This window comes from Pseudomonas sp. BIGb0278, assembly GCF_024809895.1.
GTDB classification, from domain to species: domain Bacteria; phylum Pseudomonadota; class Gammaproteobacteria; order Pseudomonadales; family Pseudomonadaceae; genus Aquipseudomonas; species Aquipseudomonas shirazensis.
This window is the reverse complement of sequence record NZ_JANUEL010000009.1, coordinates 64082-86843: the sequence shown is the minus strand read 5'-3', so window position 1 is coordinate 86843 and position 22762 is coordinate 64082. Positions and strand designations below refer to the sequence as shown.

Annotated in this window: 22 protein-coding genes and 1 pseudogene; 5 read left to right on the top strand and 18 right to left on the bottom strand. The window is 63.7% G+C overall.

The genetic code is table 11. The annotated features are described in order from the left end of the window. Positions 1–146 precede the first annotated feature (146 nt). Positions 147–3623: a hybrid sensor histidine kinase/response regulator gene (locus tag M2396_RS23380; protein ID WP_150570926.1), complete on the top strand. Its 3477-nt coding sequence runs from the start codon at positions 147–149 to the stop codon at positions 3621–3623. Here the strand turns inward: M2396_RS23380 and rmuC are convergent. Both rmuC and M2396_RS23370 read right to left on the bottom strand, forming a co-directional pair. After that, a complete protein-coding gene (gene rmuC, locus M2396_RS23375; protein WP_178080838.1) occupies positions 3595–4953 on the bottom strand; it encodes a DNA recombination protein RmuC in 1359 nt (452 codons plus the stop codon). The genes M2396_RS23380 and rmuC overlap by 29 nt on opposite strands. A 181-nt stretch (positions 4954–5134) precedes the next feature. After that, positions 5135–5464 (bottom strand): annotated as a pseudogene (locus M2396_RS23370) (sel1 repeat family protein); the annotation flags it as partial. Between the two features lie 956 nt (positions 5465–6420). Between M2396_RS23370 and M2396_RS23365 the strand changes: the two are divergent. From M2396_RS23365 to M2396_RS23355, 3 genes are all read left to right on the top strand, one after another. After that, a complete protein-coding gene (locus tag M2396_RS23365; protein ID WP_101321718.1) occupies positions 6421–6645 on the top strand; it encodes a hypothetical protein in 225 nt (74 codons plus the stop codon). 248 nt (positions 6646–6893) lie between these two features. Continuing rightward, complete coding sequence (locus M2396_RS23360; protein WP_150572529.1) at positions 6894–7376, top strand: hypothetical protein; 483 nt, start codon at positions 6894–6896, stop codon at positions 7374–7376. Positions 7377–7522: 146 nt separating this feature from the next. Next, entirely contained in the window at positions 7523–8800 is a 1278-nt protein-coding gene (locus M2396_RS23355) for an OmpP1/FadL family transporter (RefSeq protein ID WP_101321720.1), read from the top strand. 35 nt (positions 8801–8835) lie between these two features. On the opposite strand, the gene M2396_RS23350 is transcribed toward M2396_RS23355, so the two are convergent. After that, positions 8836–9765 carry a LysR family transcriptional regulator gene (locus M2396_RS23350; protein WP_101321721.1) on the bottom strand — a complete coding sequence of 310 codons (930 nt, stop codon included), beginning with the start codon at positions 9763–9765 and terminating at the stop codon, positions 8836–8838. 122 nt (positions 9766–9887) lie between these two features. On the opposite strand from M2396_RS23350, the gene M2396_RS23345 reads away from it, so the two are divergent. Then, the gene (locus M2396_RS23345) at positions 9888–10148 is read left to right on the top strand and encodes a DUF2798 domain-containing protein (protein ID WP_150570929.1); all 261 of its coding nucleotides are present in this window, start codon (positions 9888–9890) and stop codon (positions 10146–10148) included. Between the two features lie 2 nt (positions 10149–10150). Here the strand turns inward: M2396_RS23345 and M2396_RS23340 are convergent, their stop codons facing one another. From M2396_RS23340 to cobO, 15 genes are all read right to left on the bottom strand, one after another. Further along, a complete protein-coding gene (locus tag M2396_RS23340) occupies positions 10151–10702 on the bottom strand; it encodes a glutathione peroxidase (RefSeq protein WP_259078966.1) in 552 nt (183 codons plus the stop codon). Positions 10703–10747: 45 nt separating this feature from the next. Next, positions 10748–10870, bottom strand: a complete 123-nt coding sequence (locus M2396_RS23335; RefSeq protein ID WP_256585591.1) for a hypothetical protein — start codon at positions 10868–10870, stop codon at positions 10748–10750. Beyond that, positions 10867–12069: an MFS transporter gene (locus M2396_RS23330; RefSeq protein WP_150572528.1), complete on the bottom strand. Its 1203-nt coding sequence runs from the start codon at positions 12067–12069 to the stop codon at positions 10867–10869. The genes M2396_RS23335 and M2396_RS23330 overlap by 4 nt, the downstream gene beginning before the upstream one ends. Positions 12070–12134: 65 nt before the next feature. After that, entirely contained in the window at positions 12135–12539 is a 405-nt protein-coding gene (locus tag M2396_RS23325) for a MarR family winged helix-turn-helix transcriptional regulator (protein ID WP_101321724.1), read from the bottom strand. 53 nt (positions 12540–12592) lie between these two features. Further along, positions 12593–13792 carry a glycoside hydrolase family 5 protein gene (locus M2396_RS23320; protein WP_409035117.1) on the bottom strand — a complete coding sequence of 400 codons (1200 nt, stop codon included), beginning with the start codon at positions 13790–13792 and terminating at the stop codon, positions 12593–12595. 126 nt (positions 13793–13918) lie between these two features. Continuing rightward, complete coding sequence (locus M2396_RS23315; RefSeq protein ID WP_150572526.1) at positions 13919–14659, bottom strand: adenosylcobinamide-GDP ribazoletransferase; 741 nt, start codon at positions 14657–14659, stop codon at positions 13919–13921. Position 14660: 1 nt separating this feature from the next. Next, positions 14661–15227, bottom strand: coding sequence for an alpha-ribazole phosphatase family protein (gene cobC / locus M2396_RS23310; RefSeq protein WP_259078918.1), 567 nt, complete (start codon positions 15225–15227; stop codon positions 14661–14663). After that, on the bottom strand, positions 15224–16279 hold the full coding sequence (gene cobT, locus M2396_RS23305; RefSeq protein WP_259078917.1) for a nicotinate-nucleotide--dimethylbenzimidazole phosphoribosyltransferase: 1056 nt from the start codon (positions 16277–16279) through the stop codon (positions 15224–15226). The genes cobC and cobT overlap by 4 nt, the downstream gene beginning before the upstream one ends. Then, positions 16276–16797: a bifunctional adenosylcobinamide kinase/adenosylcobinamide-phosphate guanylyltransferase gene (gene cobU / locus M2396_RS23300; RefSeq protein WP_150572524.1), complete on the bottom strand. Its 522-nt coding sequence runs from the start codon at positions 16795–16797 to the stop codon at positions 16276–16278. Before cobU ends, cobT begins: the two co-directional genes overlap by 4 nt. Continuing rightward, entirely contained in the window at positions 16790–18253 is a 1464-nt protein-coding gene (locus M2396_RS23295) for a cobyric acid synthase (protein WP_259078916.1), read from the bottom strand. Before M2396_RS23295 ends, cobU begins: the two co-directional genes overlap by 8 nt. Beyond that, positions 18250–19242 carry a threonine-phosphate decarboxylase CobD gene (cobD, locus tag M2396_RS23290; RefSeq protein ID WP_259078915.1) on the bottom strand — a complete coding sequence of 331 codons (993 nt, stop codon included), beginning with the start codon at positions 19240–19242 and terminating at the stop codon, positions 18250–18252. Before cobD ends, M2396_RS23295 begins: the two co-directional genes overlap by 4 nt. Then, positions 19235–20143, bottom strand: a complete 909-nt coding sequence (cbiB, locus tag M2396_RS23285) for an adenosylcobinamide-phosphate synthase CbiB (RefSeq protein WP_101321732.1) — start codon at positions 20141–20143, stop codon at positions 19235–19237. Before cbiB ends, cobD begins: the two co-directional genes overlap by 8 nt. Then, a complete protein-coding gene (gene bluB / locus M2396_RS23280) occupies positions 20140–20790 on the bottom strand; it encodes a 5,6-dimethylbenzimidazole synthase (RefSeq protein ID WP_259078914.1) in 651 nt (216 codons plus the stop codon). Before bluB ends, cbiB begins: the two co-directional genes overlap by 4 nt. Beyond that, positions 20787–22082 (bottom strand): cobyrinate a,c-diamide synthase, encoded by a 1296-nt coding sequence (locus M2396_RS23275; protein ID WP_188035399.1) that lies wholly within the window; start codon positions 22080–22082, stop codon positions 20787–20789. The genes bluB and M2396_RS23275 overlap by 4 nt, the downstream gene beginning before the upstream one ends. Then, positions 22079–22690 (bottom strand): cob(I)yrinic acid a,c-diamide adenosyltransferase, encoded by a 612-nt coding sequence (gene cobO, locus M2396_RS23270; RefSeq protein WP_150572521.1) that lies wholly within the window; start codon positions 22688–22690, stop codon positions 22079–22081. Before cobO ends, M2396_RS23275 begins: the two co-directional genes overlap by 4 nt. Positions 22691–22762 lie beyond the last annotated feature (72 nt).

Here is a 22762-nt window from a genome sequence, read left to right as displayed (position 1 = left end):
GCGCCACATCCAGATGCAAGTCGCCTGCTCTCAGGCCGCACTGCGACGACTCGCCACTGCGACCATGGTCGACGCTGACGACGCGCAAGGCACATGCCAAACTTGTTCACCGGGCCCACGCTCTACCCTATTGCTGCGGAGTTTTCATGTCGTTGTCCAGCGGGCTGATCGCCGTGGTCGCCCTGGTCTATATGGCCATCATGTTCGCCATCGCCTTTTACGGCGACCGCCGCAGCACGCCTCTGCCGCCGCGCCTGCGCGCCTGGGTATATAGCCTGTCGCTGGCCGTGTACTGCACCAGCTGGACATTCTTTGGCGCGGTCGGCCAGGCCGCCGAACAGCTCTGGGCGTTCTTGCCGATCTATCTGGGGCCGGTGCTGCTGTTGGTGTTCGCGCCGCAGGTCGTGCAGAAGATGGTGCTGATCAGCAAGCAGCAGAACATCACCTCGATTGCCGACTTCATCGCCGCACGCTATGGCAAGTCGCAGAGCCTGGCGGTGGTGGTGGCGCTGATCTGCCTGGTCGGCGTACTGCCCTACATTGCCTTGCAACTGAAGGGCATCGTGCTCGGCGTCAACCTGTTGATCGGCGCCAATGCCGATGCCACCGGCACCCGTGTGCAAGACACCGCACTGGTGGTGTCATTGGTGCTGGCGCTGTTCTCGATCGTGTTCGGCACGCGCAGCCTGGACGTCACCGAGCACCACCGCGGCATGGTCCTGGCGATTGCCTTCGAGGCGCTGGTCAAGCTGCTGGCGTTTCTTGCCGTGGGCGTGTTCGTGGTGTTCAACCTGTATGACGGCTTCGACGACCTGTTCACCCAGGCGCGCCAGTCGGTGCAGTTGGAGAGTTACTGGCAGGAGACCATCAACTGGCCGTCGATGGTGGTCCAGACCGGGGTGGCAATGATGGCGATCATCTGTCTGCCGCGGCAATTCCACGTCACCGTGGTCGAGAACATCGAAGCGCAGGACCTGCGCACGGCGCGCTGGGTGTTCCCGATGTACCTGGTACTGGCAGCGCTGTTCGTGGTGCCGATTGCCCTGGCTGGGCAGATGCTGCTGCCGGGCACGGTGATCTCCGACTCGTTCGTGATCAGCCTACCACTGGCCGAAGCGCATCCAAGCCTGGCCTTGCTGGCCTTTATCGGCGGCGCCTCAGCGGCCACCGGCATGGTCATCGTCGAGGCGGTGGCGCTGTCGACCATGGTCTCCAACGACATGCTGCTGCCGTGGCTGCTGCGGCGCAAAAACGCCGAGCGCCCGTTCGAAGCGTTCCGCCACTGGATGCTCTCGGTGCGCCGGGTGACCATCGTGGTAATCCTGTTGCTGGCGTATGTCAGTTACCGCCTGCTGGGCTCCACCGCGAGCCTGGCGACCATTGGCCAGATCGCCTTCGCTGCGGTCACCCAGCTGACCCCGGCGATGCTCGGCGCGCTGTACTGGAAGCAGGCCAACCGCCGTGGCGTATTCGCCGGGCTGGCGGCGGGGATCTTCCTCTGGTTCTACACCCTGGTGCTGCCGATTACCGCGCACAGCCTGGGCTGGTCGCTGCAACTGTTCCCAGGCCTGACCTGGCTCGACAGCAACCCACTGAACCTGCCGATCACGCCACTGACCCAAGGTGTGGTGCTGTCGCTGGCGGGCAACTTCATCCTGTTTGCCTGGGTCTCGATCCTGTCGCGCACGCGCGTGTCCGAGCACTGGCAGGCGGGCCGGTTCATCGGCCAGCAAACCAGTGAGCGGCCCAACAGCCGTTCGCTGCTGGCGGTGCAGATCGACGACCTGCTCAACCTCGCCGCCCGCTTTGTCGGCGAAGAACGCGCCCGGCAGAGCTTCATTCGCTTCGCCTACCGCCAGGGCAAGGGCTTCAACCCCAACCAGAACGCCGATGGCGACTGGATCGAACACACCGAACGGCTACTCGCCGGCGTACTCGGCACCTCCTCGACCCGCGCCGTGGTCAAGGCTGCCATCGAAGGCCGCGACATGCAGCTAGAGGACGTGGTGCGCATCGCCGACGAGGCCAGCGAGGTGCTGCAGTTCAACCGTGCGTTGCTTCAGGGTGCCATCGAGAACATCAACCAGGGCATCAGCGTGGTTGACCAGAACCTGCACCTGGTGGCCTGGAACCGGCGTTATCTGGAGTTGTTCAACTACCCTGAGGGGCTGATCAGCGTTGGCCGGCCAATCGCCGATATTATCCGCTACAACGCCGACCGCGGCCTGTGCGGCCCGGGCGAGGCGCAGGTGCATGTGGCGCGCCGGCTGCACTGGATGCGCCAGGGCCGGGCGCACACCTCCGAGCGGCTGTTCCCCAATGGTCGGGTGATCGAGCTGATCGGCAACCCGATGCCGGGTGGTGGTTTTGTCATGAGCTTTACCGACATCACCCCGTTCCGCGAGGCCGAGCAGGCCCTCAAAGAGGCCAACGAAGGCCTCGAACAACGGGTCGCCGAACGCACCCATGAGTTGTCCCAGCTCAACCAGGCGCTGACCGAGGCGAAGAGCCGGGCCGAGGCCGTCAGCCAGTCGAAAACCCGATTCCTCGCCGCGGTCAGCCATGACCTGATGCAGCCGCTCAACGCTGCACGCTTGTTCTCGGCAGCGCTGTCGCAGCAAGCCGAGGGCATGAGCAGCGAGTCCCAGCAACTGGTGCAGCACATGGACAGCTCACTGCGTTCGGCTGAAGAGCTGATCAGCGACCTGCTGGACATCTCGCGCCTGGAAAACGGCAAGATCACTCCCGACGTGAAAGCCTTTGCCCTGAGCGATCTGTTCGACGCGCTGGGCGCCGAGTTCAAAGTGCTGGCGGCAGAAAAGGGCCTGGAGTTCCGTGTCCGTGGCAGCCGCCTGCGGGTGAACAGCGACATCAAGCTGCTGCGCCGGGTGCTGCAGAACTTCCTGACCAATGCCCTGCGTTACGGCAAAAGCCCGATCCTGTTTGGCGTGCGCCGCCAGGGCGGCCGGCTATGGCTGGAAGTGTGGGACCGCGGCCCGGGCATCACCGACGACAAACTGCAGGTGATCTTCCAGGAGTTCAAGCGCCTGGACAGCCACCAGACCCGCGCCGAAAAAGGCCTGGGCCTGGGCCTGGCGATCGCCGATGGTCTGTGCCGGGTACTCGGCCATGCCCTGGAGGTGCGCTCGTGGCCGGGCAAGGGCAGCGTGTTCCGCGTCAGTGTGCCGATTGCCAGCGGCAGCGTCGCGCCGGCTGCAGCCGTTGAACAGCAGCCGGGGCAACCGCTGGCGGGCCTGCAGGTGCTGTGTGTCGACAACGAAGACAGCATCCTGCTCGGCATGAACAGCCTGCTCAGCCGCTGGGGCTGTCAGGTCTGGACTGCGCGCAATCGTCAGGAATGCGAAGCGCTGCTGGCCAATGGCATGCGCCCGCACCTGGCGCTGGTCGACTTTCACCTGGATGAAGGCGACACCGGCACCGAGCTGATGGCCTGGCTACGCACGCGCCTCGGTGAGCCGGTGCCGGGTGTGGTGATCAGCGCCGATGGCCGCAGCGAAACCATTGCCATGGTCCACGCCGCCGGCCTCGATTACCTGGCCAAGCCGGTCAAGCCAGCCGCCTTGCGCGCTCTGCTCAACCGCCATCTGAGCCTGGTTCAGTAAGCGCTTCGTCACTCAAGGCGCGCTCCAGCAAGTCCGCCGGCAGGCTCTTGCTGGCCCGCGCGCCGAGCAACTTGAGCTGCTCACTGCGGCTGATCAGGTTGCCACGCCCTTCACAGAGCTTGTTGCGCGCAGCGGAGTAAGCCTTGTCGACCTGCTGCAAGCGACTGCCGAGCTCGTCCAGATCCTGGATGAACAAGACGAACTTGTCGTACAGCCAGCCGGCCCGCTCGGCGATTTCCCGCGCGTTCTGGCCCTGGCGCTCCTGCTTCCAGAGGCTGTCGATCACGCGCAGGGTGGCCAGCAAGGTGGTAGGGCTGACAATCACGATCTGCCGATCGAAGGCCTCCTGGAACAGGTTCGGCTCGGCCTGCAATGCCGCGGAGAAAGCCGCTTCGATCGGCACGAACAGCAGCACGAAATCGAGGCTATGCAGCCCCTCGAGGCGGCTGTAGTCCTTGCCGGACAAGCCTTTGACGTGGCTGCGCAGCGATTGCACATGCTGCTTGAGCGCCGCTTCGTCATTGCCGCTGACCCACTGCTGATAGGCCGTCAGGCTGACTTTGGCGTCGACCACCACCTGCTTGTCGCCGGGCAGCATGATCAGCACGTCTGGCTGAAAGCGCTCGCCGTCGGCGCTTTTCAGGCTGACCTGGGTTTGGTACTCGCGGCCCTTCTCCAGCCCTGCGTGTTCGAGGACCCGCTCAAGAATCAGCTCGCCCCAGTTGCCTTGGGTCTTTTGCCCTTTGAGCGCCTGGGTGAGGTTGGTGGCTTCATCCGACAGGCGCAGGTTGAGCTGCTGCAGACGCTCCAGCTCCTTGCTCAGCGAGAAGCGCTCACGGGCCTCCTGCTGGTAGGTTTCGTCGACGCGCTTCTCGAAGGCATGGATACGTTCCTTGAGCGGATCAAGTAACTGTCCGAGTTGCTGCTGGCTGGTCTGGGTGAAGCGCTGCTCGCGCTCGTCGAAGATCTTTGTAGCCATTTCGGCGAACTGCGCGCGCAGCGTGTCGCGGGCCTCTTGCAGGTCTTCCAGGCGCTGCTGATGGCTCTCCTGCTGCTCGCGCAGCTCGGCTTGCAAGCCGGCGGCATGGGCTTCCAGACGGCGCAACTCGGACTCGCGGTTGCTGCGTTCGAGTTGCCAGGCATGGGCGGCGTCGCGGGCATTGTCACGCTCGACCTGCAGCAGTTCGACTTCGCGGCCCTGGGCGGCCAGGCTGGCCTGCTTGGCGCTATTGGCCTCGGCCAGGTCGCTGATTTCGTCACGGCTGGCGTCAAGCTGGGCCTGCAGCCCTTGCTGCGCGAGCAATGCCGTGCTCAGGCGCTCTTCGAGCAAGGCCCATTGGCGCTGCTGGGCAGCATGGCGCTGCTGTAGGTGCCAGACCCAGCCTAGGCAAGGAATTGCCGCTGCTACAAGGCCCAGCACGATGCTGAGCAGATCGACCGCCATAGCTACCTCAATTGCGTCTATCCAGAGGCAGGCAGCTTAACAGGCCGGCGCAGCGGCTTCAGGAAGGATTGTGCTCGCTGGCCGGATTCAACCGGGCGTACTCGGCCTGAGCCTGCGGATCGCCGGCACGTGCGGCCTGGCGCAGCAGCTCGTGGCCGATACGCCGGTCGCGGGCATTGCCGCAATCGCGACAGAGCATCTGCCCCAGACGGCTCTGGGCGACCACCACCCCTTGCCGCGCAGGCTGCTTGAGCAGGCGTCCAGCCAGGTGTTTGACGCTGTGCTTCTCGCCCAGGCGCGGACTATCGAGCAGCCACAAGGCGACCTTCAAGGAAAAACGCTTGGGTGCAGGCGTAGATACAGACGATGGAGCGAGGTTTTTACCGCGAAAATTCATAACCGACAGCGATGGCAATTCGTGAGGCGCGCCACTCTACCGGATTTTTCAACGAAAGGGCTGCGCCTCGGTTGATGAAATTTTCACAAAATCTGCCGTTCCTTTATTGACCTTTTCAAACGGGCCACACCGCCCCGACTATTTCGACAGGATTGTCCGACAGCAATCGAAAGTGCTGGCACGCCCGTGCTAGAGCGAACGCGCGGGACAATCCACAGAACCTGTGGATAACTCGGTGGACAACCACTTCATGATGTCTTCAAACCCTTGTGAAATGGGGGCTGCAGTCAAGTTGACGATTTTTTCACCAGCTCAAATAAGTGTTTTTTTTCATTGACTTAAGGACGCGGCCCAGGCATTGCCCGAGCTATCCGAACGAATGGCGCAGCCTGACAATGGCTGCGCTGAATGTGTACAAGTGCACCGCAATGCTGCAACCAAATGAACCAAAGTGGCCCATCCCGACTAATGAAGGCTACACAATTGCCCCTTCACAGGTGTGTGCATAAGCGCCATAATGTTCGGCTTCGCGGGTCATTCTCTAAATAAATTTGCCAGCCTTGGATTAATCCTGTAGGGTGGCCCTCGTTAGTACCCAGCTGAAAGTCAATTCTGGCCAGTAAGGTCCCTGCAGTGCCCGGCTCCCCCCAAGAGCACGAACTGCTGAAACAGGACCGGCCCTTTCGATGATTCACTCGGCAGCCAAAGCTGCTCAAGCGCGAATCACCCTTGCAGATTGATCGGGATCTTCACCCAGAGGCCATGAACCTTTGCCTCGGTGTGCCTGCCCGCCTTTTGACGTACCTACCAGTCAGCCAGGCGCCTACCTAATTTGATGCGCCACCTCTGGCTGCCCTGTTCCAGTCAGGTTCAGCGCCACTTTAATAAAGGCGTCACTGGAACGTTTATAAGATGCACGGATCGAATCCCGTGTCCAAAGCAGGAACCTCCACATAATGACAAATCATCATCAGTTTCACAGTGCCGTTGGCACGCTTTCCCAGGCCTTCGCTCCATTGAAGTGCCTCATCGTTGCCCCGCGTAAGGGCAGCTTCAGCTTCACCCTGGTTGACGAGCATGGCATTGCTTGCCACAGCGAACGTCTGTATCCAGAGCAGTACAACCGCGCCGGCCCACTGCAAGCAGTGATCGACCGCACGCGTCAGTCGCTGGTCGCGTAAGGGCTGAATATCAGCCCATTCCCGCGCTGAATTTGCCATCGAAACTACTGCCGGTTGGCTCTTGGCTTAATTGCTGCAAAGCATATGGCCCCCAACCTCTGGCAGTAATCGATTTAAAAACAGGCCTTTACACCGTGATTATCACACTACACTTCAACTCGAGCGGTGCGATCCGCTTCCGACGGGCCTGACCCTTCCCCAGCTGCCAAGCTCCAGCGCCCGTCGGCCCTTAATTGAATGAGGGCATCATGGGTATCGCTGCCAGTGAATTGTGTCGTTATGTAATCAAACCCACCCTGGTTTACCTCGGCCGGCATTGCGCCAGCGCCGAAGCTTTGCTGCTGGGCGTTGCAGCCAGCCAGTCGGCTTTGGGCTCTGCCCTGCACGACCGCCGCGGGCACGGCCTCTACCGAATCGGCGAAAGCCGCCACCAGGCGCTCTGGGACGAGTTTCTTGCCCACGACCCGGAACTAGCCAGCCTGATCCGCGGCCTGGCCAGCCAGCATGCCTTCCTGCGCGGGCCGCACCTGGAGCTGGCCGTCAACCTGCGCTACTCCACCGCCATCGCCTGGATGCTGATCGAACAGCGTGCGTTGCCCTTACCGGCTGCAGACGACCTGCTCGGGCAAGCGCGAATATGGCGGCAGATTTTCCATCCGCAGGGACGGCTGCGTGACTTCACCCATGCTTGGCATACCTGCATCGAGCCAGTGATGGCGCCGGAGTCGTAGGACTGCTCCTACAGAAATCGAGAAAAAACACGACTCTGGTCGGATTGTCCTACAAAACCGCTCTATCTCCTGCGTTTGAGCCTATAGCGCGACGCGCGATTTGTTGGTAGCTTTTCGCCCCGGAGATCCCAAGGAGTTTCACAATAATGAAAAAATCAATGCTCAAAACCTCCCTCGGCGTTGCTGTTGCCCTCGCTTCCAGCCAATTGCTGGCCAGCGGCTTTGCGCTCAACGAGCAGAGCATCAGCGGTATGGGGACAGGTTTCGCGGGTCGTTCTTCTTCTGCCGAAGACGCCAGCACCGTGTTCGGCAACCCTGCCGGCATGTCGCGGCTCAAGCGCGAACAAGTCACCGTCGGTGGTGCAGCCGTGATTGCCAAGTCCAAGATCAGCGGTCAGGGCAGCTATGGCGGTGAAACCGATGGCGATATGGTGCCGGTCGTCGGCGTACCCATGGGTTACTACGTCAAGCCGATCGATGATCACTGGAGCGTCGGTTTTGGTGTCTATGTGCCGTTTGGTCTGGTTACCGACTACGGTAGCGACGACGCTGCGCGCTACTGGGGCAAGAAAAGCCACGTAGAAGTGGTCACCTTCCAGCCGACTGTCAGCTATGCCTTCAACGACAAGGTATCGATTGGTTTCGGCCCGACCATCAACCGTATCGAGGGTGAGCTGGGTTCCAACCTCAACCAGCGATTCATCGGTCAGGGCGATGGCGAAGTGAAAATCAAAGGCGACGACGTTGCCATCGGTTACAACGTCGGCGTCATGGTCCAGGCAACTGATCGCACCCGCCTCGGCCTGACCTATCACTCGATGGTCGACTACAAGCTGGAAGGCAAAACCCGCGTCAGCACAGCACTGATCGGCCCGTACAACGGTGACAAATTCGACGCCAAGTTGAATATCAAGACGCCGGAATCGGTGGACTTCTCGGTCACTCACGAACTCGACGACCAGTGGACGCTGTACGCCGGCAGCACCTGGACCCGCTGGAGCCGCCTGAAGGACATCACTGTCGAGAACGACGTTCCGGCAGCGCTGCGCGGTTCGGCGTTCCAGACCATCAGCGAAGAGCAGAACTGGCATGACACCTGGGCGCATGCCATCGGCGCATCGTACAAGGTCAACAAACAATGGACGCTGCGTACTGGCTTCTCGGTCGATCAGTCGCCGACCAACAACGAAAACCGCTCGCCACGAATCCCGACTGGTGACCGCAAGATCTTCAGCCTTGGCGCAGGCTGGAGCCCGAACGAAGACATGACCATCGACGTGGCTTACTCCTACCTGTGGGAAGAAGACACCAAGGTCAACAACCAGCCGGGCACGGCGCAGGAAGGCCTGTTGAAAGGCTCGTACCAGGCCAAGTACGAAAACAGCGCTCATGGCGTAGGTGCATCGCTGACCTATCGCTTCTGAGGTTGAGGTACGGGGGCCGCTCTGCGGCCCCCAATTCACCCTGGCACAGGCCAGACATCACCTAGACACTCCTGCAGATAATCCATGAACGCACGCACCTTGGCGGTCATGGCAGAGCGGTCCGCCACGCATACAAACACATCCATCGGCTCGGTCTGCGCGTAGGCCTGACCTGCATCGCGGTTTTCAAACAACGCCACCAGCGCTCCCGACTGCAAATGCGGCCTGACGATAAACTCGGCCAGGCGAGTGATACCCCCGTCGTTCAAGGCCATTTGCGCCAATGCATCGACGTCATCGCTGACCAGCACCTGGCCAAACTCGGCGTCAAAGCGCAAGCCGTCACGGACGAACCCCCAGCGCAGGTAACGGCCATCCACCGGATACCGGAACACCAGGCAACGGTGCGTGCGTAGCGACTCGGGCGCAGGCGGCATGCCCATCTTGGCCAGATAACCGGGCGATGCGCAGCAGACGAAAGGAATCTGCGCCAGATGGCGGGCGACCAGATTGTCTTCCAGCTGGGCGTTGATACGCAGGCTTACATCGACCCCTTCCTTGGCGTGATCGACGCGTCGATCATTCGTTACCAACTCTATTGAAAGCTGCGGGTATCGCGCGCTGAACGCCGGGATCAGCGGCGCCAGCACATGCCGGCCAAATGCTGACGTCGAGGCAACGCACAGCCGCCCCTGGGGCTCGCTGTCAGGCGTGGTCACCGCCAGTTCGGCCAACGCCAGATCATGCTCAATTTGCCTGACTCGCTCGTAATAAAGGCTGCCCGCCGGCGTCAGGCTCATGCTGCGCGTGGTTCGAGCCAACAGGCGCACCTGCAGGTGCGCTTCAAGCCGGGCCAGATTCTGGCTGACCGCGGCAGGCGACAGGCCCAGCGTGCGGGCGCCAGCGGCAATGCTGCCGGTCTCGACCACCTTGATGAAGCTGCGAATGGTATTGAGCAGATCCACAGGACAGATCCCGATATTCGTAAGATTCTCTTTATAAAGAACTCAACGAATCCGGTCTACAAGGCCAACCGAGCACTTGCTAACCTGCAAGCCTGAATCGGCTAACCAGCGAGAGCTCTCTCATGCAAGAACTGCCTCAAACCCGCTCTAACCGTAAGTTGCGCCCCGCCGCCACGCCTTATGTATTCGCTCTGTATATGTCGGCGATCATGGCGTGCCTGATGTGCTTCGTCATCACCGCTGCCAACTCCGGCATCAATGACGATTACCTGCGCAACGTGTTCAAAGCCTACCAGCTGGCCATGCCGGTAGCCTTCTTATGTGTGTTGATGGTACGGCCAGTGGTAGTGCGTCTGGTTGCACTTACCGTGCACCCGCACTGACATCACGGCTTGGACGCGATGGCCTTGGCGATCGCGGCCTTGAATTCCGGATCGTCCGGTTTGGTCAGGCTGGAGAAGTTACCAATCACCTTGCCCTGGCGATCAACCACGTACTTATAGAAGTTCCACTTTGGCGCGCTGCTTTGCTTGGCCAGCTCGGCGAACAGGGGCGTGGCATCGTTGCCGCGCACGTGCTGCGCCTGGGTCATGGTGAAGGTGACGCCGTAGTTGGCGTAGCAGACCTTGGCGGTTTTCTCGCTGTCTTTGTCTTCCTGCTTGAAGTCGTTGGAGGGCACGCCGAGGATTTCCAGGCCTTGTTCTTTATTGGCCTTGTAGACGGCTTCCAACCCTTCGAACTGCGGAGCGAAACCGCAGTAGCTGCCAGTATTGACCACCACCAGCGGTTTGCCGGCGAAGCGCTGGCACAGGTCGATCTGCTCTTTGCCGCCCAGCTTGGGCAGGCTGCCCTGGAGGAGTTCAGGGCAGTCCGCCGCCCAGCTCGCGGCCAGCGGAGCCAGGCACAGCAACGGTATCGATAGCCAGCGTGCATGCATCATTCTCAGTCACTCCTGCAAGTCCTTGAACCTGCAGGGTAGCCCTTAACAGACGCCCATGCCCAGCTGCATCAATGCCAGACCGCCCTGCTGCCATCCCCACCAGGCCACCGCCAGCAGCAGCAAGCCTGCCCCGGCCAGCAAGCCCTGCAGCACATAGCGCCTCATGCCGGCTGCGCCTGCAGGCGCGCGACAGGTCGTTCGCGCACTGGCCAGTTGAGCCCAGCCGCGACCAGGCTGAGCACAATCGCAATCTGCCAGACCAGGTCATAGTTGCCCGTCTGGTCGTAAACCACCCCGCCCAACCAACCGCCGAGGAACGCCCCGATCTGGTGGAACAGGAAGACGATCCCGCCCAGCATCGACAGATTGCGCACGCCGAACAGGGTTGCCACCGTGCCGTTGGTCAGCGGCACCGTCGACAGCCACAGCAGGCCCATGGCGATACCAAACAGGTAGGCACTGAACTGGGTCACCGGCGCCCACAGGAACAGAACAATGACCACCGCGCGCAGCAGGTACAGCGCGGTCAACAGGCGTGGCTTGGACATCCGTCCACCGAGCCAGCCGGCGGTGTAGGTGCCGACAATATTGAACAAGCCGACCAGCGCCAGCACCGTTGTCCCGGTTGCGGCGGGCAGATGTTGGTCAACCAGATACGCCGGCAGGTGCACACCGATGAACACTACCTGGAAACCGCAGACGAAAAAGCCCAGCGCCAGCAGCCAGAAGCCCGAATGCGAACAGGCCTCGCGCAGCGCCTGGCCGAGCGTCTGATCGACGCCCTGGCTGGGCATGGGGCGATCCTTGAGCATGGCCACGAACGGCACGATCAGCGCCACCATCAGGCCCAGCACCAGCAGCGCCGCCGACCAGCCCAGCCACTGAATCAGACCCTGGGTGCCGGGCAGCATGGCGAACTGGCCGAACGAGCCGGCGGCGCTGGCGATACCCATGGCCATGCTGCGCTTTTCCGCTGGCACCGCGCGGCCGACCACGCCGAGGATGACCGAGAACGAGGTGCCGGAAAGGCCGATACCGATCAGCAGGCCGGCGCTCAGCGACAGCGACCAGAGCGAGTCAGCCATGCTCATGGTCAGCAGGCCAGCGGTATAAAGGATGCCGCCAATGATCACCACCTTCGCCGCGCCGAGGCGGTCCGCCAGGGCGCCGGCGAAAGGCTGGGCGAGGCCCCAGATCAGGTTCTGCAGGGCAATGGCAAAGGCAAATACCCCACGCCCCCAGCCAAATTCCGTGCTCATGGGATTTAGAAACAGGCCAAAGCCATGGCGCACGCCAAGCGACAAGGCCAGGATCAATGCTGCGCCGAGAAGCACCCAGCCGCTGGTTCGCCACACCGATGTCATTATTGTTTTCTCCAGCAAGCCGCAAGGTTAATTACAGGTATATACCCGTTTATAGTCGAACCACGTCAGGCCAAAACGCCCAGCAAGCGCACCAGTTCGTCACGTTGTCCGGCGCCGAGCTTGTCCACCAATGTCAGTTGTGCCTGCTCCCAGGCCGGGCCGGCGTCATGCAGGCAGGTCGCGCCCGCCTCGCTCAACAGCACCACCCGATTGCGCTGGTCGGCACCTTCGGCCAACGTCACTAGGCCTTCGGCCTCAAGCACCTTGAGGTTGCGTCCCAGGGTACTCCGGTCCAGGCCCATGACTTGCGCCAAAGTGGTTATGCTCGGGCGGTCCAGCCGCTGCAGCTGACGCAACAGGGAAAACTGGGCAACGTTGATGCCGAAGTCAGCCAAGGCCTCGTCATAGTGTCGGCTAACCCCGCGGGCGGCACGACGTAGGTGGGTGCAGATGCATTCACTGGTCAACATGATTACGTGTATATACCCGCACTCCATTTGTTGCAACAGGTTTCATCTGCGCCCTAAGCACCGGGGGCACCTGCCTGCGGCTGCAAGCGTCGTCGAATCGGCTCGAATGCGGGGGTAGCCTTGCGCGCTATTGGATCTGCCGCGCCCTCATCGATGGCTTGCCAGTAACGCCATGGCACCTTGCCGGTGCCTAGCTCATAGTCCATGCCATCCCAGCTGTCTTCACGGAAGCTGTAGAAGGCCCAGTGCAGCGCGTTGCTGTCGGTAACTGCGAGCACGTCTTCAAGATATTGCTGGCAGCCGGCCAGACGGCGCATGCAACCGAACTCGCCGACCACCAACCTCGAACGCGGCAGCTGCACGGCATCGGCCCAATCCAGCGACTGCTGCAGGTATGCCGCCACTCGCTGGCCGTCCCAATGCTCTTCGCGCCCGGCGAACGGCACCGTACCCGGATAGGCCAATGTCACCTTGCGGGTCATGTTGGGCGCGCTGGTGGCTGCGTACGGTTCGTACATATGCACGCTGTAGAGCAAGCGCTGATCAGCCAACGGCTCTGGCCAGTAACTGAACGCATCAGCCGCAGCAAACCAGCCGGCATCGAGCATGATCGGGGTGACGCTATCAACTTCTCGGACGGCTGCAATGATCTGCTTGTACAGCGCTGGCAGGTCGCGTGCGCCGCCCTTTTGCGCGGCGTACCACTGGCGCATCTGCTGGCGGTCGGCATGCTCGGCCAGCCCGCCCTGCTTTTCTGGTGCGGGTTCGTTGATCAAGTTGTAACCAGCGACTGCCGGATGGTCCTTGAGCACATCCGCCAGGTCACGCCAGAACGCAGCGGCCTGGTCCCAGTAGCGTTTGTCTTGCCACAGGCGGTCATCGAACCGGCCTTGATTGTTCTGCGACCAGCGCATGCCCGGCAATGAGAGCGGCGCGATGACCACCTTGAGCCCGGCGGCATGGGCGTGGTCGAGCACCTGACGTAACTGACTCACGTCAGCAGCCGTCAGGCCTTGGTAGGCGTCGGCATCGCCGAGCAGGAAGTCGCGTTGCTCCGGGCGCCATTTGTCGTAGGACAACCGCACCCAGGTGGCGCCGTAGCCATGCAAGGCTTCGAAGTAGGCTTGGGTCGGTGGCAGCCGATTGAAACTGTTGCCGCCATGGCGCGGTGTATCCCAGAAACTCATGAGATCGGCCGCAGTAACTTGCGCGCTGGTCAGGAGCAACAGGCTGGCGAGAATCCACTGACGCATGAGCAGTGCCTCCAAGGTAGAGGTTAACGGGCGGCCGAGGATACGCCCGCCCCTGCTCAGCGGCATCTAACGAACGATTGCCGCAAATTGCACGATATTTCCAAACATGTACCGACCGCATATGACTCAGGCGAGTGGCATCAAGGCCAGGCTCAGCACCACTGTCAGCTCCAGCAATTCCAGTACGGCACCGGCGGTATCGCCGGTAGTACCACCCAGCCGACGGCACATCGCCCGGCGCAGGCCGATAAACACCAGCAACGCCAGCAGCCCTGTGCACAGCGCAGTCCAGCCGCCGAGCAAGACGCAACCCAGCACGGTGGCGAGCAGGACTCCGTTGCCGGCGCGACGCGGCAAGTGCTCTGCCAGGGCTTGCCCCAGGCCACCTGCGCGCACATACGGAGTACTCAGGAACAACCCAAGCATCGCCGCCCGTCCAACTACAGGCGCCAGCAGCAGCCAAGCCCCCGCATCGCGCTCGAGCAACACCCACAGCGCGCAGAATTTGAGCAGCAGCACCAGCATCAGGGTGACCACTGCAATTGGCCCGCTGCGCGGGTCTTTCATGATCAGCAGCGTGCGTTCACGATCACCGAAGCCGCCCAGCCAGGCATCGGCGCTGTCGGCCAGTCCATCCAGGTGCAGCGCCCCGCTGAGCAGTACCCACAGTGTCAGCAGCAGGGCCGCCTGCAACGGCGCAGCGGTGCCTTGCAAGAGGTAGCTGGCCAGCCACAGGAGCACGCCAAACAGCAAGCCCACCAGTGGATAGAACAGCAACGAGCGGCCCATCTGACGCGGCTCGGGCATGCCTGCCAAGGTCACGGGCAGGCTGCTGAGAAACTGCAGGGCGATCCACCAGGGCAGCATCTCAGAGCACCTCGTGAAGGATGCCGGCCTGCCACTGCAGGCGCGCCCGCGCACCGTGGCCGACCTCGACCTGCAGCAACTGCTCACGCGGCAAGCCTCGCGCCCGCGCCAGCAGCAGGCGCATCACACCGCCGTGGGTCACCAGCAATACATGCCGCCCGGCATATTCGAGCGCAAGGCGGTCGATGGCCGTCAGCACCCGTTCAGCGAAGGCGGCCACCGGCTCGCCGCCGGGCGGCGTGTAGGCGTAAGGATCGGCCCAGAACTGGCCGAGCTGATCGGCCTGGTCCTGCATGATCTGCAGCGCTGTGCGCCCTTCCCAATCACCGAAGTGCAGTTCACGGATATCCGCTTCGCGCTGCACCGGCAGCGCCAGTTGCTGCCCCAGCTCGTCGGCAAACAGTGCACAGCGCTGCAATGGCGAGGTGATCAGCGCCTGCCACGGAGCGGTCTGCTCCACTGCCGTACGCATCTGCGCCCACCCCTTGGCCGTCAGGGCGTCATCCAGGCTGCCACGCAGGCCGCCGCCCAGTTCGGTTTCGCCATGGCGCAGCAGGTCGATGATCATGCCGGGCGATCCGCGACTGCCGCTTCGGCAAAGGTCGCCATTTGCCCGTGCAGCGCGCAGGCCAGCCGCAGCAGCGGCACCGCCAGAGCTGCGCCACTGCCCTCGCCCAGACGCAGGCCGAGGGCGAGCAACGGCTCGGCCTGCAGCGCCTCGAGCAGCACCTGATGGCCCGGCTCGGCGCCTTGATGGGCAAACAACAGCCAAGGCCGGCACTGCGGATTGAGGCGCACGGCGACCAGCGCCGCGACGCTGCAGATAAAGCCGTCGACCAGAACTGCAACACCCTGCTGGGCACAGCCCAGATAAGCCCCCACCAGCGCGGCAATTTCAAAGCCGCCGACACAGGCCAGCGCCCGCAGCGGGTCATCTGCCTGCAGGCCATGCAGCTTCAGCGCGCGCTCGATTACGGCGGCCTTGTGTTGCACACCGGCACTGTCCAGGCCAGTGCCCGGGCCACTCAGTTCACGCGCTGGGCAAGCCAGCAGCACACTGGCCAGGGCCGCCGCAGCAGTGGTGTTGCCGATGCCCATTTCACCGCCAATAAACAGTTGAGTACCCTGCTCGGCAGCACGCTGGGCGCTGTCGCGGCCGGCCTGCAGGGCAGCCTGCAATTGCGCGTCGGTCATCGCTGGCTGCTGAGCGAAGTTGGCGGTACCGGTCCCCAGTTGCAGGTGGCGTACACCTGGCAGCTGCAGGCTTGGCTCGATGGTACCGAGGTCGACCACCTCAAGGCTCGCACCCAATTGCCGCGCCAGCACGCTGATCGCCGCACCGCCGCCGACAAAGTTACGCAGCATCTGCCCGGTCACGGCCTGCGGGTAGGCCGAGATGCCCTCCGCGACCACGCCATGGTCACCGGCAAAAATGCTGATGGCGACCTGCTCCAGGCTCGGCCGCTCGCGGCCCTGCAGGCCGGCCAGAGTCAGCGTAAGGGTTTCCAGCTGACCGAGTGAGCCGGCCGGTTTGGTCAATTGCTGCTGACGCGCACGGGCCCGTTCGATGGCAGCGTGATCAACAGCTTGGCAGGCATCACGCCACCAGAAAGGGTTCATAGAGCAGGTCCTTTAAGCATGAGAGGGAGGCCGGCGACCGTCAGCACCACGCGCTGGCAGCGCTCGGCCACCGCCTGGTGCAACAGGCCGGCCAGGTCGACGTAGCGGCGGGTCAGTTCGCCCATGGGCACCACGCCCAGGCCGCTTTCGTTGCTGACCAGAATCAGCGTGCCCGGCAACCCCGGCAGGCACTCGAGCAGCGCATCGCGCTCGGCGGCGAGGCGCTCGGGGTCGTCGAGCATGAGCAGGTTGGTAAGCCACAGGGTCAGGCAGTCGACCAGCAGGCAGCGGCCTTCAGCGGCTTCGGCGCGCAGCACAGCGGCGAGCTGCACGGGCTCTTCGATCAGGCCCCAATGTGCCGGACGGCGCTGGCGATGCAACTGCACGCGCTCGTTCATTTCGCCATCGAGAGGCTGGCTGGTGGCGATGTAAGTCACCGGCAGTCCGCAGCTGTCTGCCAGTTGCTCGGCCAGGCGGCTCTTGCCCGAGCGGGCACCACCCAGAATCAGACTATGCATGGCCGGCGACTCCACACAGTTGGCGCAATTGGTCAGTGTCCAGGTGCTTTTCGATCAGGTCAGCCAGGCGCTCGATATCGCGCTCGCGCAGTGCTTCATAGTCGATGCTCTGCACGGCTTCCAGGCCCGCCCAGCGCAGCAGCGCCGCGCAGGACTGGCTGCCTTCGAACAGGCCGTGCAGATAGGTCGCGAGGATCTGCCCGTCAGCGCTGATCGCGCCGTCGCAGCGGCCGTCGGCCAAGACCACCGCAGGCCGCTCCAGCGCCGCGCCCTGGGTGACGCCAGCGTGGATCTCGTAGCCGGCCACCGGTGACTGCTCCAGCAGCAGGCTGCCGGCAACATTGCGCAGTTGTTTGTCGGCTGCAAGTTCGGTGACGTAGTCGAGCAGGCCCAGACCCGGGCTGGTGCCTGCGGGGCCCTCCAGCCCGAGCGGATCGCGCACTTCATGGCCGAGCATCTGCAAACCGCCACAAATGCCGATCAGCTTGCCGCCGTAGCGCAGGTGACGCTCGATGGCCATGGCCCAGCCACGCTCGCGCAATTGCGCGAGGTCGGCGCGCACGCTCTTGGAGCCGGGCAGGATGATCAGGTCGGCCGGCGGGATCGGCTGGCCGGGCCCGATGAACTGCAGATCGACCTGCGGATGCAGGCGCAGCGGGTCGAAATCGGTGTGGTTGCTGATCCGCGGCAGCACCGGCACGATCACCTTGAGCACCCGCTCGGCCTTGGCCGGCTGGCGCACATCGATGGCGTCCTCGGCCTCCAGGTGCAGATCGGTAACGTATGGCAGCACGCCCAGCACCGGTTTGCCGGTGCGCTGCTCGAGCCAGTCGAGGCCCGGCTGGAGCAAAGCGATGTCGCCACGAAAACGATTGATGACAAAACCCTTGACCCGCGCCTGCTCGCTGGCCGAGAGCAGCTCGAGGGTGCCGACCAGATGGGCAAACACGCCACCACGATTGATATCAGCCACCAGAATCACCGGGCAGTCGACCGCCTCGGCAAAGCCCATGTTGGCAATGTCGCCAGCACGCAGGTTGATCTCGGCCGGCGAGCCGGCGCCTTCGACCATCACCACCGGATATGCCGCTTGCAGGCGTTGGTGCGAGGCCAGCACGGCCTGCATGGCGATGGCCTTATAGTCGTGATAGGCGACCGCATTCATGCTGGTCACGGCGCGGCCATGGATGATCACCTGGGCACCGGTGTCACTGTTGGGCTTGAGCAGCACCGGGTTCATGTCGGTATGCGGTGCCAGCCGGCATGCTTGCGCCTGCACAGCCTGGGCGCGACCGATTTCGCCGCCGTCGGCGGTGACGGCACTGTTGAGCGCCATGTTCTGCGGTTTGAACGGCACCACGGCAACGCCCTGGCGCAGCAGCCAACGGCACAAGGCAGTCACCAGGGTGCTCTTGCCGGCGTCGGAGGTGGTGCCTTGCACCATGAGCGTGGTCATGCCGATTCCTTTTCATAGTCAGCCAGCGCCTGGGCCAGGCGCTGCTCTTCTGCCGCGCAGGCGGGCAGGCCGAAGCGCAGCGCTGCGGGGTGCTCGAACAGGCGCACGAGGATGCCGCGGCGGGCGAGAAATGCATGCAGATGACGGGCTTGTTCAAAACGCAGGTACTGGAACAGCTCGCAGCCGCCGGTCGGCGCCAGGCCTGCGTCGTCCAGCAAAGCCGCCAGGCGCTGGCTGGCCTGCGCGCAGCGGACGGTCTGGGCCAATTGCGCAGCGCTGTCGTTGAGGCAGGCCTGACCCAGCACGCGGGTCGGCCCCGGCACGGTCCACGGCCCGAGCAGTTCGGCCAGGCGGGCCAACAGGCTTGGTTCGGCCATGGCAAACCCCAGCCGCACACCGGCCAGGCCAAAGAATTTGCCGAACGAACGCAGCACGATCAGCCCCGCTCGCTCGGCGCAGTCGACCACGCTTTGGGCTGGGCTGGTATCGATGAACGCCTCATCGATCACCAGCCAAGCACCACGCCGAGCCAGCCGTGCATGCCAGGCAAGCAACTGCTCGCGCGTGAACAGCCGGCCGCTGGGGTTGTTAGGGTTGACCACAACAAGCACGTCGAGGCTATCCAGCACCTGCTCGACATCATCCTCGGCCAGCTCGATCAGTTGATGCCCGGCACGCTGCCAGGCGTAGGGGTGTTCGGCATAGCACGGCGTCAGCACCCCTACCCGGCCCGCCGCGCGCAGGTTTGGCAAGGCTTGAATGGCGGCCTGCGAGCCTGCCACAGGCAGCAGCTGCGCGGCGCCGTAGTAGTGACGCGCAGCTTGCTCCAGACCATCTTCGCTCTCCGGCAAGCGCGCCCAGGCAGCCTGCGCAATCGCCGGGATTGCAAAGGGCCATGGGGCAATACCGCTGGACAGGTCCAGCCACTGCTCGCGGGCAATCCCGTACTCACGCACTGCGCGTTGCAGGCGGCCGCCATGTTCAAGCATTCAGATACGCTCCCAGACAGATCAGCAGCAGCCACAACCAGACGCCGCGTTGCACCAGGCTCCAGCCGCGCTCGATGGCGTCGGCATCGGCCGGTGGCCCCTCGCCCAACTGCGGCCGCTCGTGCAGCTCGCCGTGATAAACCGCAGGCCCACCCAGCTCGACGCCGAGCGCACCGGCACCGCTGGCCATCACCGGGCCTGCGTTGGGGCTGTCCCACAGTGGCGCCTGACGCCGCCAGCAGGTCAGCGCCAGGCGGGTCTTGCCGAGCAGCGCGTAAGTCAGGGCGACCAGCCTTGCAGGAATGTAGTTGAGGACGTCGTCGATGCGCGCCGCCGCCCAGCCGAAGCGCTCGAAGCGTTCGTTGCGATAGCCCCACATGGCATCGAGCGTATTGCTCAGCCGGTACAGCACCACCCCGGGCGCACCGGCGATGATGAACCAGAACAAAGCAGCAAACACTGCATCGCTGCCGTTCTCCAGGACTGATTCGCTGGCAGCGCGGGCGACGGCCGTTTCGTCCAGTTCAGCGGTCTCGCGGCTGACCAGGTAGCCGACCCGACGCCGGGCTTCGGCCAGATCACCGCGGCGCAGTGCGTCAGCCACCGGCATTACGTGCTCACCGAGGCTACGCAGTCCCAACGCACAGTACAGCGCCAGCACATCGACCAGCCAGCCGATCAGCGGCAGCCAGGACAGCAACAGTGCCAGCAACGTCAACGGCACCACGGCCAGAAACCAGGCGCTGACGCCATGGCTGCGCCAGCCGCGACCACCCGCATTCAGGCGCTGCTCCAGGCGTGCGGCAAAATTGCCGAAAGCAACCAGCGGGTGGCGCCGTTTCGGCTCACCCAGCAGCGCGTCGAGGGCAACACCGGCGACGGTCAGCAAGGCCACGCTCATGCGCGTTCTCCCCATTGGTTGTCGTAGAGCATGGCGCTCAGTGGCTGTTGTTCGGCCCAGTTTTCCAGGGCCAGCATCGGTGCTGGGTAAAACGCCTCGACCGGGCCCAGGCAGAGCACCGCCACCGGCTTGGCATCGGCTGGCATGGCCAGCAGCTCGGCCAGTGCCTGCGGGTCGAACAACGATACCCAGCCCATGCCCAGGCCTTCGGCGCGCGCGGCCAGCCAGAGGTTCTGGATTGCGCAGGCGAGCGAGGCCAGGTCCATTTCCGGCAAGGTGCGGCGGCCGAAAATGTGCGCTTCGCGCTTGTCCATCAGCGCTGCCACCCAGAGCTCGGCGCAGTCGTTGATGCCTTCGACCTTGAGCTGCATGAATTCGTCGGAGCGCTCGCCAAGGGCTTCGGCGGTGCGCACCCGCTCCTGCTCGACCAGTGTCTGGATGCGTCCGCGCAAGTCGCGCTGGCTGATGCGGATAAACCGCCACGGTTGCATCAGGCCAACACTGGGGGCCTGATGCGCGGCCGTCAGCAGGCGTGTAAGCACCTGCGGCGCTACTTCGCCACCGGCAAAGTGGCGCATGTCGCGGCGCTCGCCGATCGCTCGGTACACCGCAGCGCGTTCGGCATCGGAGAAGGCATGCTCGCTCATGGTCGCAACAGCGCCGCCGCCGCGTGGGGGTCAGAGGGGAAATAGAAGTGCACGTATGAGGCCGTCAGCCGGCCCAGGCGGTACACCGCCTCGTTGCCGCGGCCGCCGTTGGGGCTGAGGCCACGGGCGATTGGCTCCAGCTCGCTGGTGGTCAACGAGTGGTGATAGGTGTGCCCGCGCAGAGTGCCTTCGGGCAGTTCCACCGCTTGCAGGGCCAGTGCTGCCAGGCGCTTCTGCATCACCGCCTCGCCAGTCAACAAACCAACCAGCGCGGCGCGCTCACCGGTAACATCGGTCAGGTTTTCAAGCAGGTAGAGCATGCCGCCGCACTCGGCCAAAAGCGGCTTGCCTGCACCGTGATGAGCGCGAATCGCGTCCAGCATCGGCGTATTGGCCGCCAGCGCATGATGGTGCAATTCGGGGTAGCCGCCTGGCAGATAGAGGCTGTCGACCTGCGGCAGCTCGCTGTCGTGCAGCGGCGAGAAAAATTCCAGCTGCGCGCCCATTGCCCGCAGCAGGTCAAGGTTGGCGCCATAGATGAAGGCAAACGCTTCGTCCTGCGCTACGCCAATGCGCACCCCGGCCAGCGAGGGCAACGGTGCTGGCAAAGCGGGGCCATCGAAGCTCACCGCTGGCGGCAACGCGGCATCGCAGCTGCCAGCCAGGGCCTCGGCGGCGGCGTCGAGGCGCTGGTCAAGGTCGTTCAGTTCGCTGGCTTGCACCAGGCCCAGGTGGCGACTCGGCAGCTCGATGCCGCGCTCGCGCGACAGCCCGCCGTACCAGCGCAGGCCTTCGGTCAGGCTGCCTTCAAGTAGTTGCGCGTGGCGCAGGCTGCCAACCCGGTTGGCCAGCACCCCGGCGAACGGCAGATCGGCCTGGTAGCGTGCCAGGCCCAGGGCCAGCGCACCAAAGGTCTGGGCCATGGCGGTACCGTCGATCACCGCCAGCACCGGCACGCCGAAATGGCGCGCCAGATCAGCGCTGGACGGAGTGCCATCGAACAAGCCCATGACCCCTTCGATGAGGATCAGGTCGGCCTCGGCGGCAGCTTCCCAGAGCAGTCGCCGGCTCTCTTGCGCGCCGATCATCCACAGATCGAGCTGGTACACCGGCGCGCCGCTGGCCCGCTCCAGAATCATTGGGTCGAGAAAGTCCGGACCGCACTTGAACACCCGCACCTTGCGCCCGAGGTTGCGGTGCAGGCGCGCCAGGGCTGCGGTCACGGTGGTCTTGCCCTGCCCGGAAGCGGGCGCTGCGATCAGCACCGCCGGGCACTGGCGCGGGTCACTCATAGTTCCACGCCCTTCTGCGCGCGGATACCGGCCTGGAAGGCGTGCTTGAGCATGCCCATTTCGGTGACGGTGTCGGCCAGTTCGACCATTTCCGGTTTGGCGCCGCGGCCGGTGACGATCACGTGCTGCATTGGCGGACGAGCCTGAATGTCAGTGAGCACCTGGTCTAGGTCGAGATAACCATGCTTGAGGGCGATGTTCAGCTCATCCAGCACAACGAAATGAATCGACGGGTCCTGCAGCATTTGCCGCGATACCGCCCAGGCGGCTTCTGCCGCGGCGATGTCGCGCTGGCGGTCCTGGGTTTCCCAGGTAAAGCCCTCGCCCATCACGTGGTAGCGCACCTGCTCGGGGAAACGGCGGAAGAACAGCTCCTCGCCGGTGCTGTTGCGACCCTTGATGAACTGCACCACACCGCACTGCATGTCATGGCCCAGCGCGCGGGCGAGCATGCCGAAAGCCGAGCTGCTTTTGCCCTTGCCATTACCGGTCAGCACCAGCAGCAGGCCGCATTGATTGGGAGAGTTGGCGATGCGCTCGTCGATGATCGCCTTTTTGCGCTGCATGCGCGCCAGGTGGCGTTCGTCGCGTTCGGGGTTGTCGCTCATAAGGTTCTCCGCAAGTGCCTGCGCGCGCACCGGGCGGCGACAGATCGAAAGGCAGGCAAACGGAGAACGCGC

Bases quoted from the DNA above. Each gene is read 5' to 3' on its own strand.
- M2396_RS23295 (WP_259078916.1), bottom strand. From the start codon at position 18,253: ATGACCACGCTCATGGTGCAAGGCACCACCTCCGACGCCGGCAAGAGC.
- M2396_RS23345 (WP_150570929.1), top strand. From the start codon at position 9,888: ATGCAAGAACTGCCTCAAACCCGCTCTAACCGTAAGTTGCGCCCCGCC.
- M2396_RS23365 (WP_101321718.1), top strand. From the start codon at position 6,421: ATGACAAATCATCATCAGTTTCACAGTGCCGTTGGCACGCTTTCCCAG.
- M2396_RS23335 (WP_256585591.1), bottom strand. From the start codon at position 10,870: ATGAGGCGCTATGTGCTGCAGGGCTTGCTGGCCGGGGCAGGCTTGCTG.
- cobO (WP_150572521.1), bottom strand. From the start codon at position 22,690: ATGAGCGACAACCCCGAACGCGACGAACGCCACCTGGCGCGCATGCAG.
- cobU (WP_150572524.1), bottom strand. From the start codon at position 16,797: ATGCATAGTCTGATTCTGGGTGGTGCCCGCTCGGGCAAGAGCCGCCTG.
- cbiB (WP_101321732.1), bottom strand. From the start codon at position 20,143: ATGAGCGTGGCCTTGCTGACCGTCGCCGGTGTTGCCCTCGACGCGCTG.
- M2396_RS23340 (WP_259078966.1), bottom strand. From the start codon at position 10,702: ATGCATGCACGCTGGCTATCGATACCGTTGCTGTGCCTGGCTCCGCTG.
- M2396_RS23330 (WP_150572528.1), bottom strand. From the start codon at position 12,069: ATGACATCGGTGTGGCGAACCAGCGGCTGGGTGCTTCTCGGCGCAGCA.
- M2396_RS23320 (WP_409035117.1), bottom strand. From the start codon at position 13,792: ATGCGTCAGTGGATTCTCGCCAGCCTGTTGCTCCTGACCAGCGCGCAA.
- M2396_RS23360 (WP_150572529.1), top strand. From the start codon at position 6,894: ATGGGTATCGCTGCCAGTGAATTGTGTCGTTATGTAATCAAACCCACC.
- M2396_RS23325 (WP_101321724.1), bottom strand. From the start codon at position 12,539: ATGTTGACCAGTGAATGCATCTGCACCCACCTACGTCGTGCCGCCCGC.
- cobD (WP_259078915.1), bottom strand. From the start codon at position 19,242: ATGCTTGAACATGGCGGCCGCCTGCAACGCGCAGTGCGTGAGTACGGG.
- M2396_RS23315 (WP_150572526.1), bottom strand. From the start codon at position 14,659: ATGCTGCCCTGGTGGATCGCCCTGCAGTTTCTCAGCAGCCTGCCCGTG.
- cobT (WP_259078917.1), bottom strand. From the start codon at position 16,279: ATGAACCCTTTCTGGTGGCGTGATGCCTGCCAAGCTGTTGATCACGCT.
- bluB (WP_259078914.1), bottom strand. From the start codon at position 20,790: ATGAGCGAGCATGCCTTCTCCGATGCCGAACGCGCTGCGGTGTACCGA.
- M2396_RS23380 (WP_150570926.1), top strand. From the start codon at position 147: ATGTCGTTGTCCAGCGGGCTGATCGCCGTGGTCGCCCTGGTCTATATG.
- M2396_RS23355 (WP_101321720.1), top strand. From the start codon at position 7,523: ATGAAAAAATCAATGCTCAAAACCTCCCTCGGCGTTGCTGTTGCCCTC.
- M2396_RS23275 (WP_188035399.1), bottom strand. From the start codon at position 22,082: ATGAGTGACCCGCGCCAGTGCCCGGCGGTGCTGATCGCAGCGCCCGCT.
- cobC (WP_259078918.1), bottom strand. From the start codon at position 15,227: ATGATCATCGACCTGCTGCGCCATGGCGAAACCGAACTGGGCGGCGGC.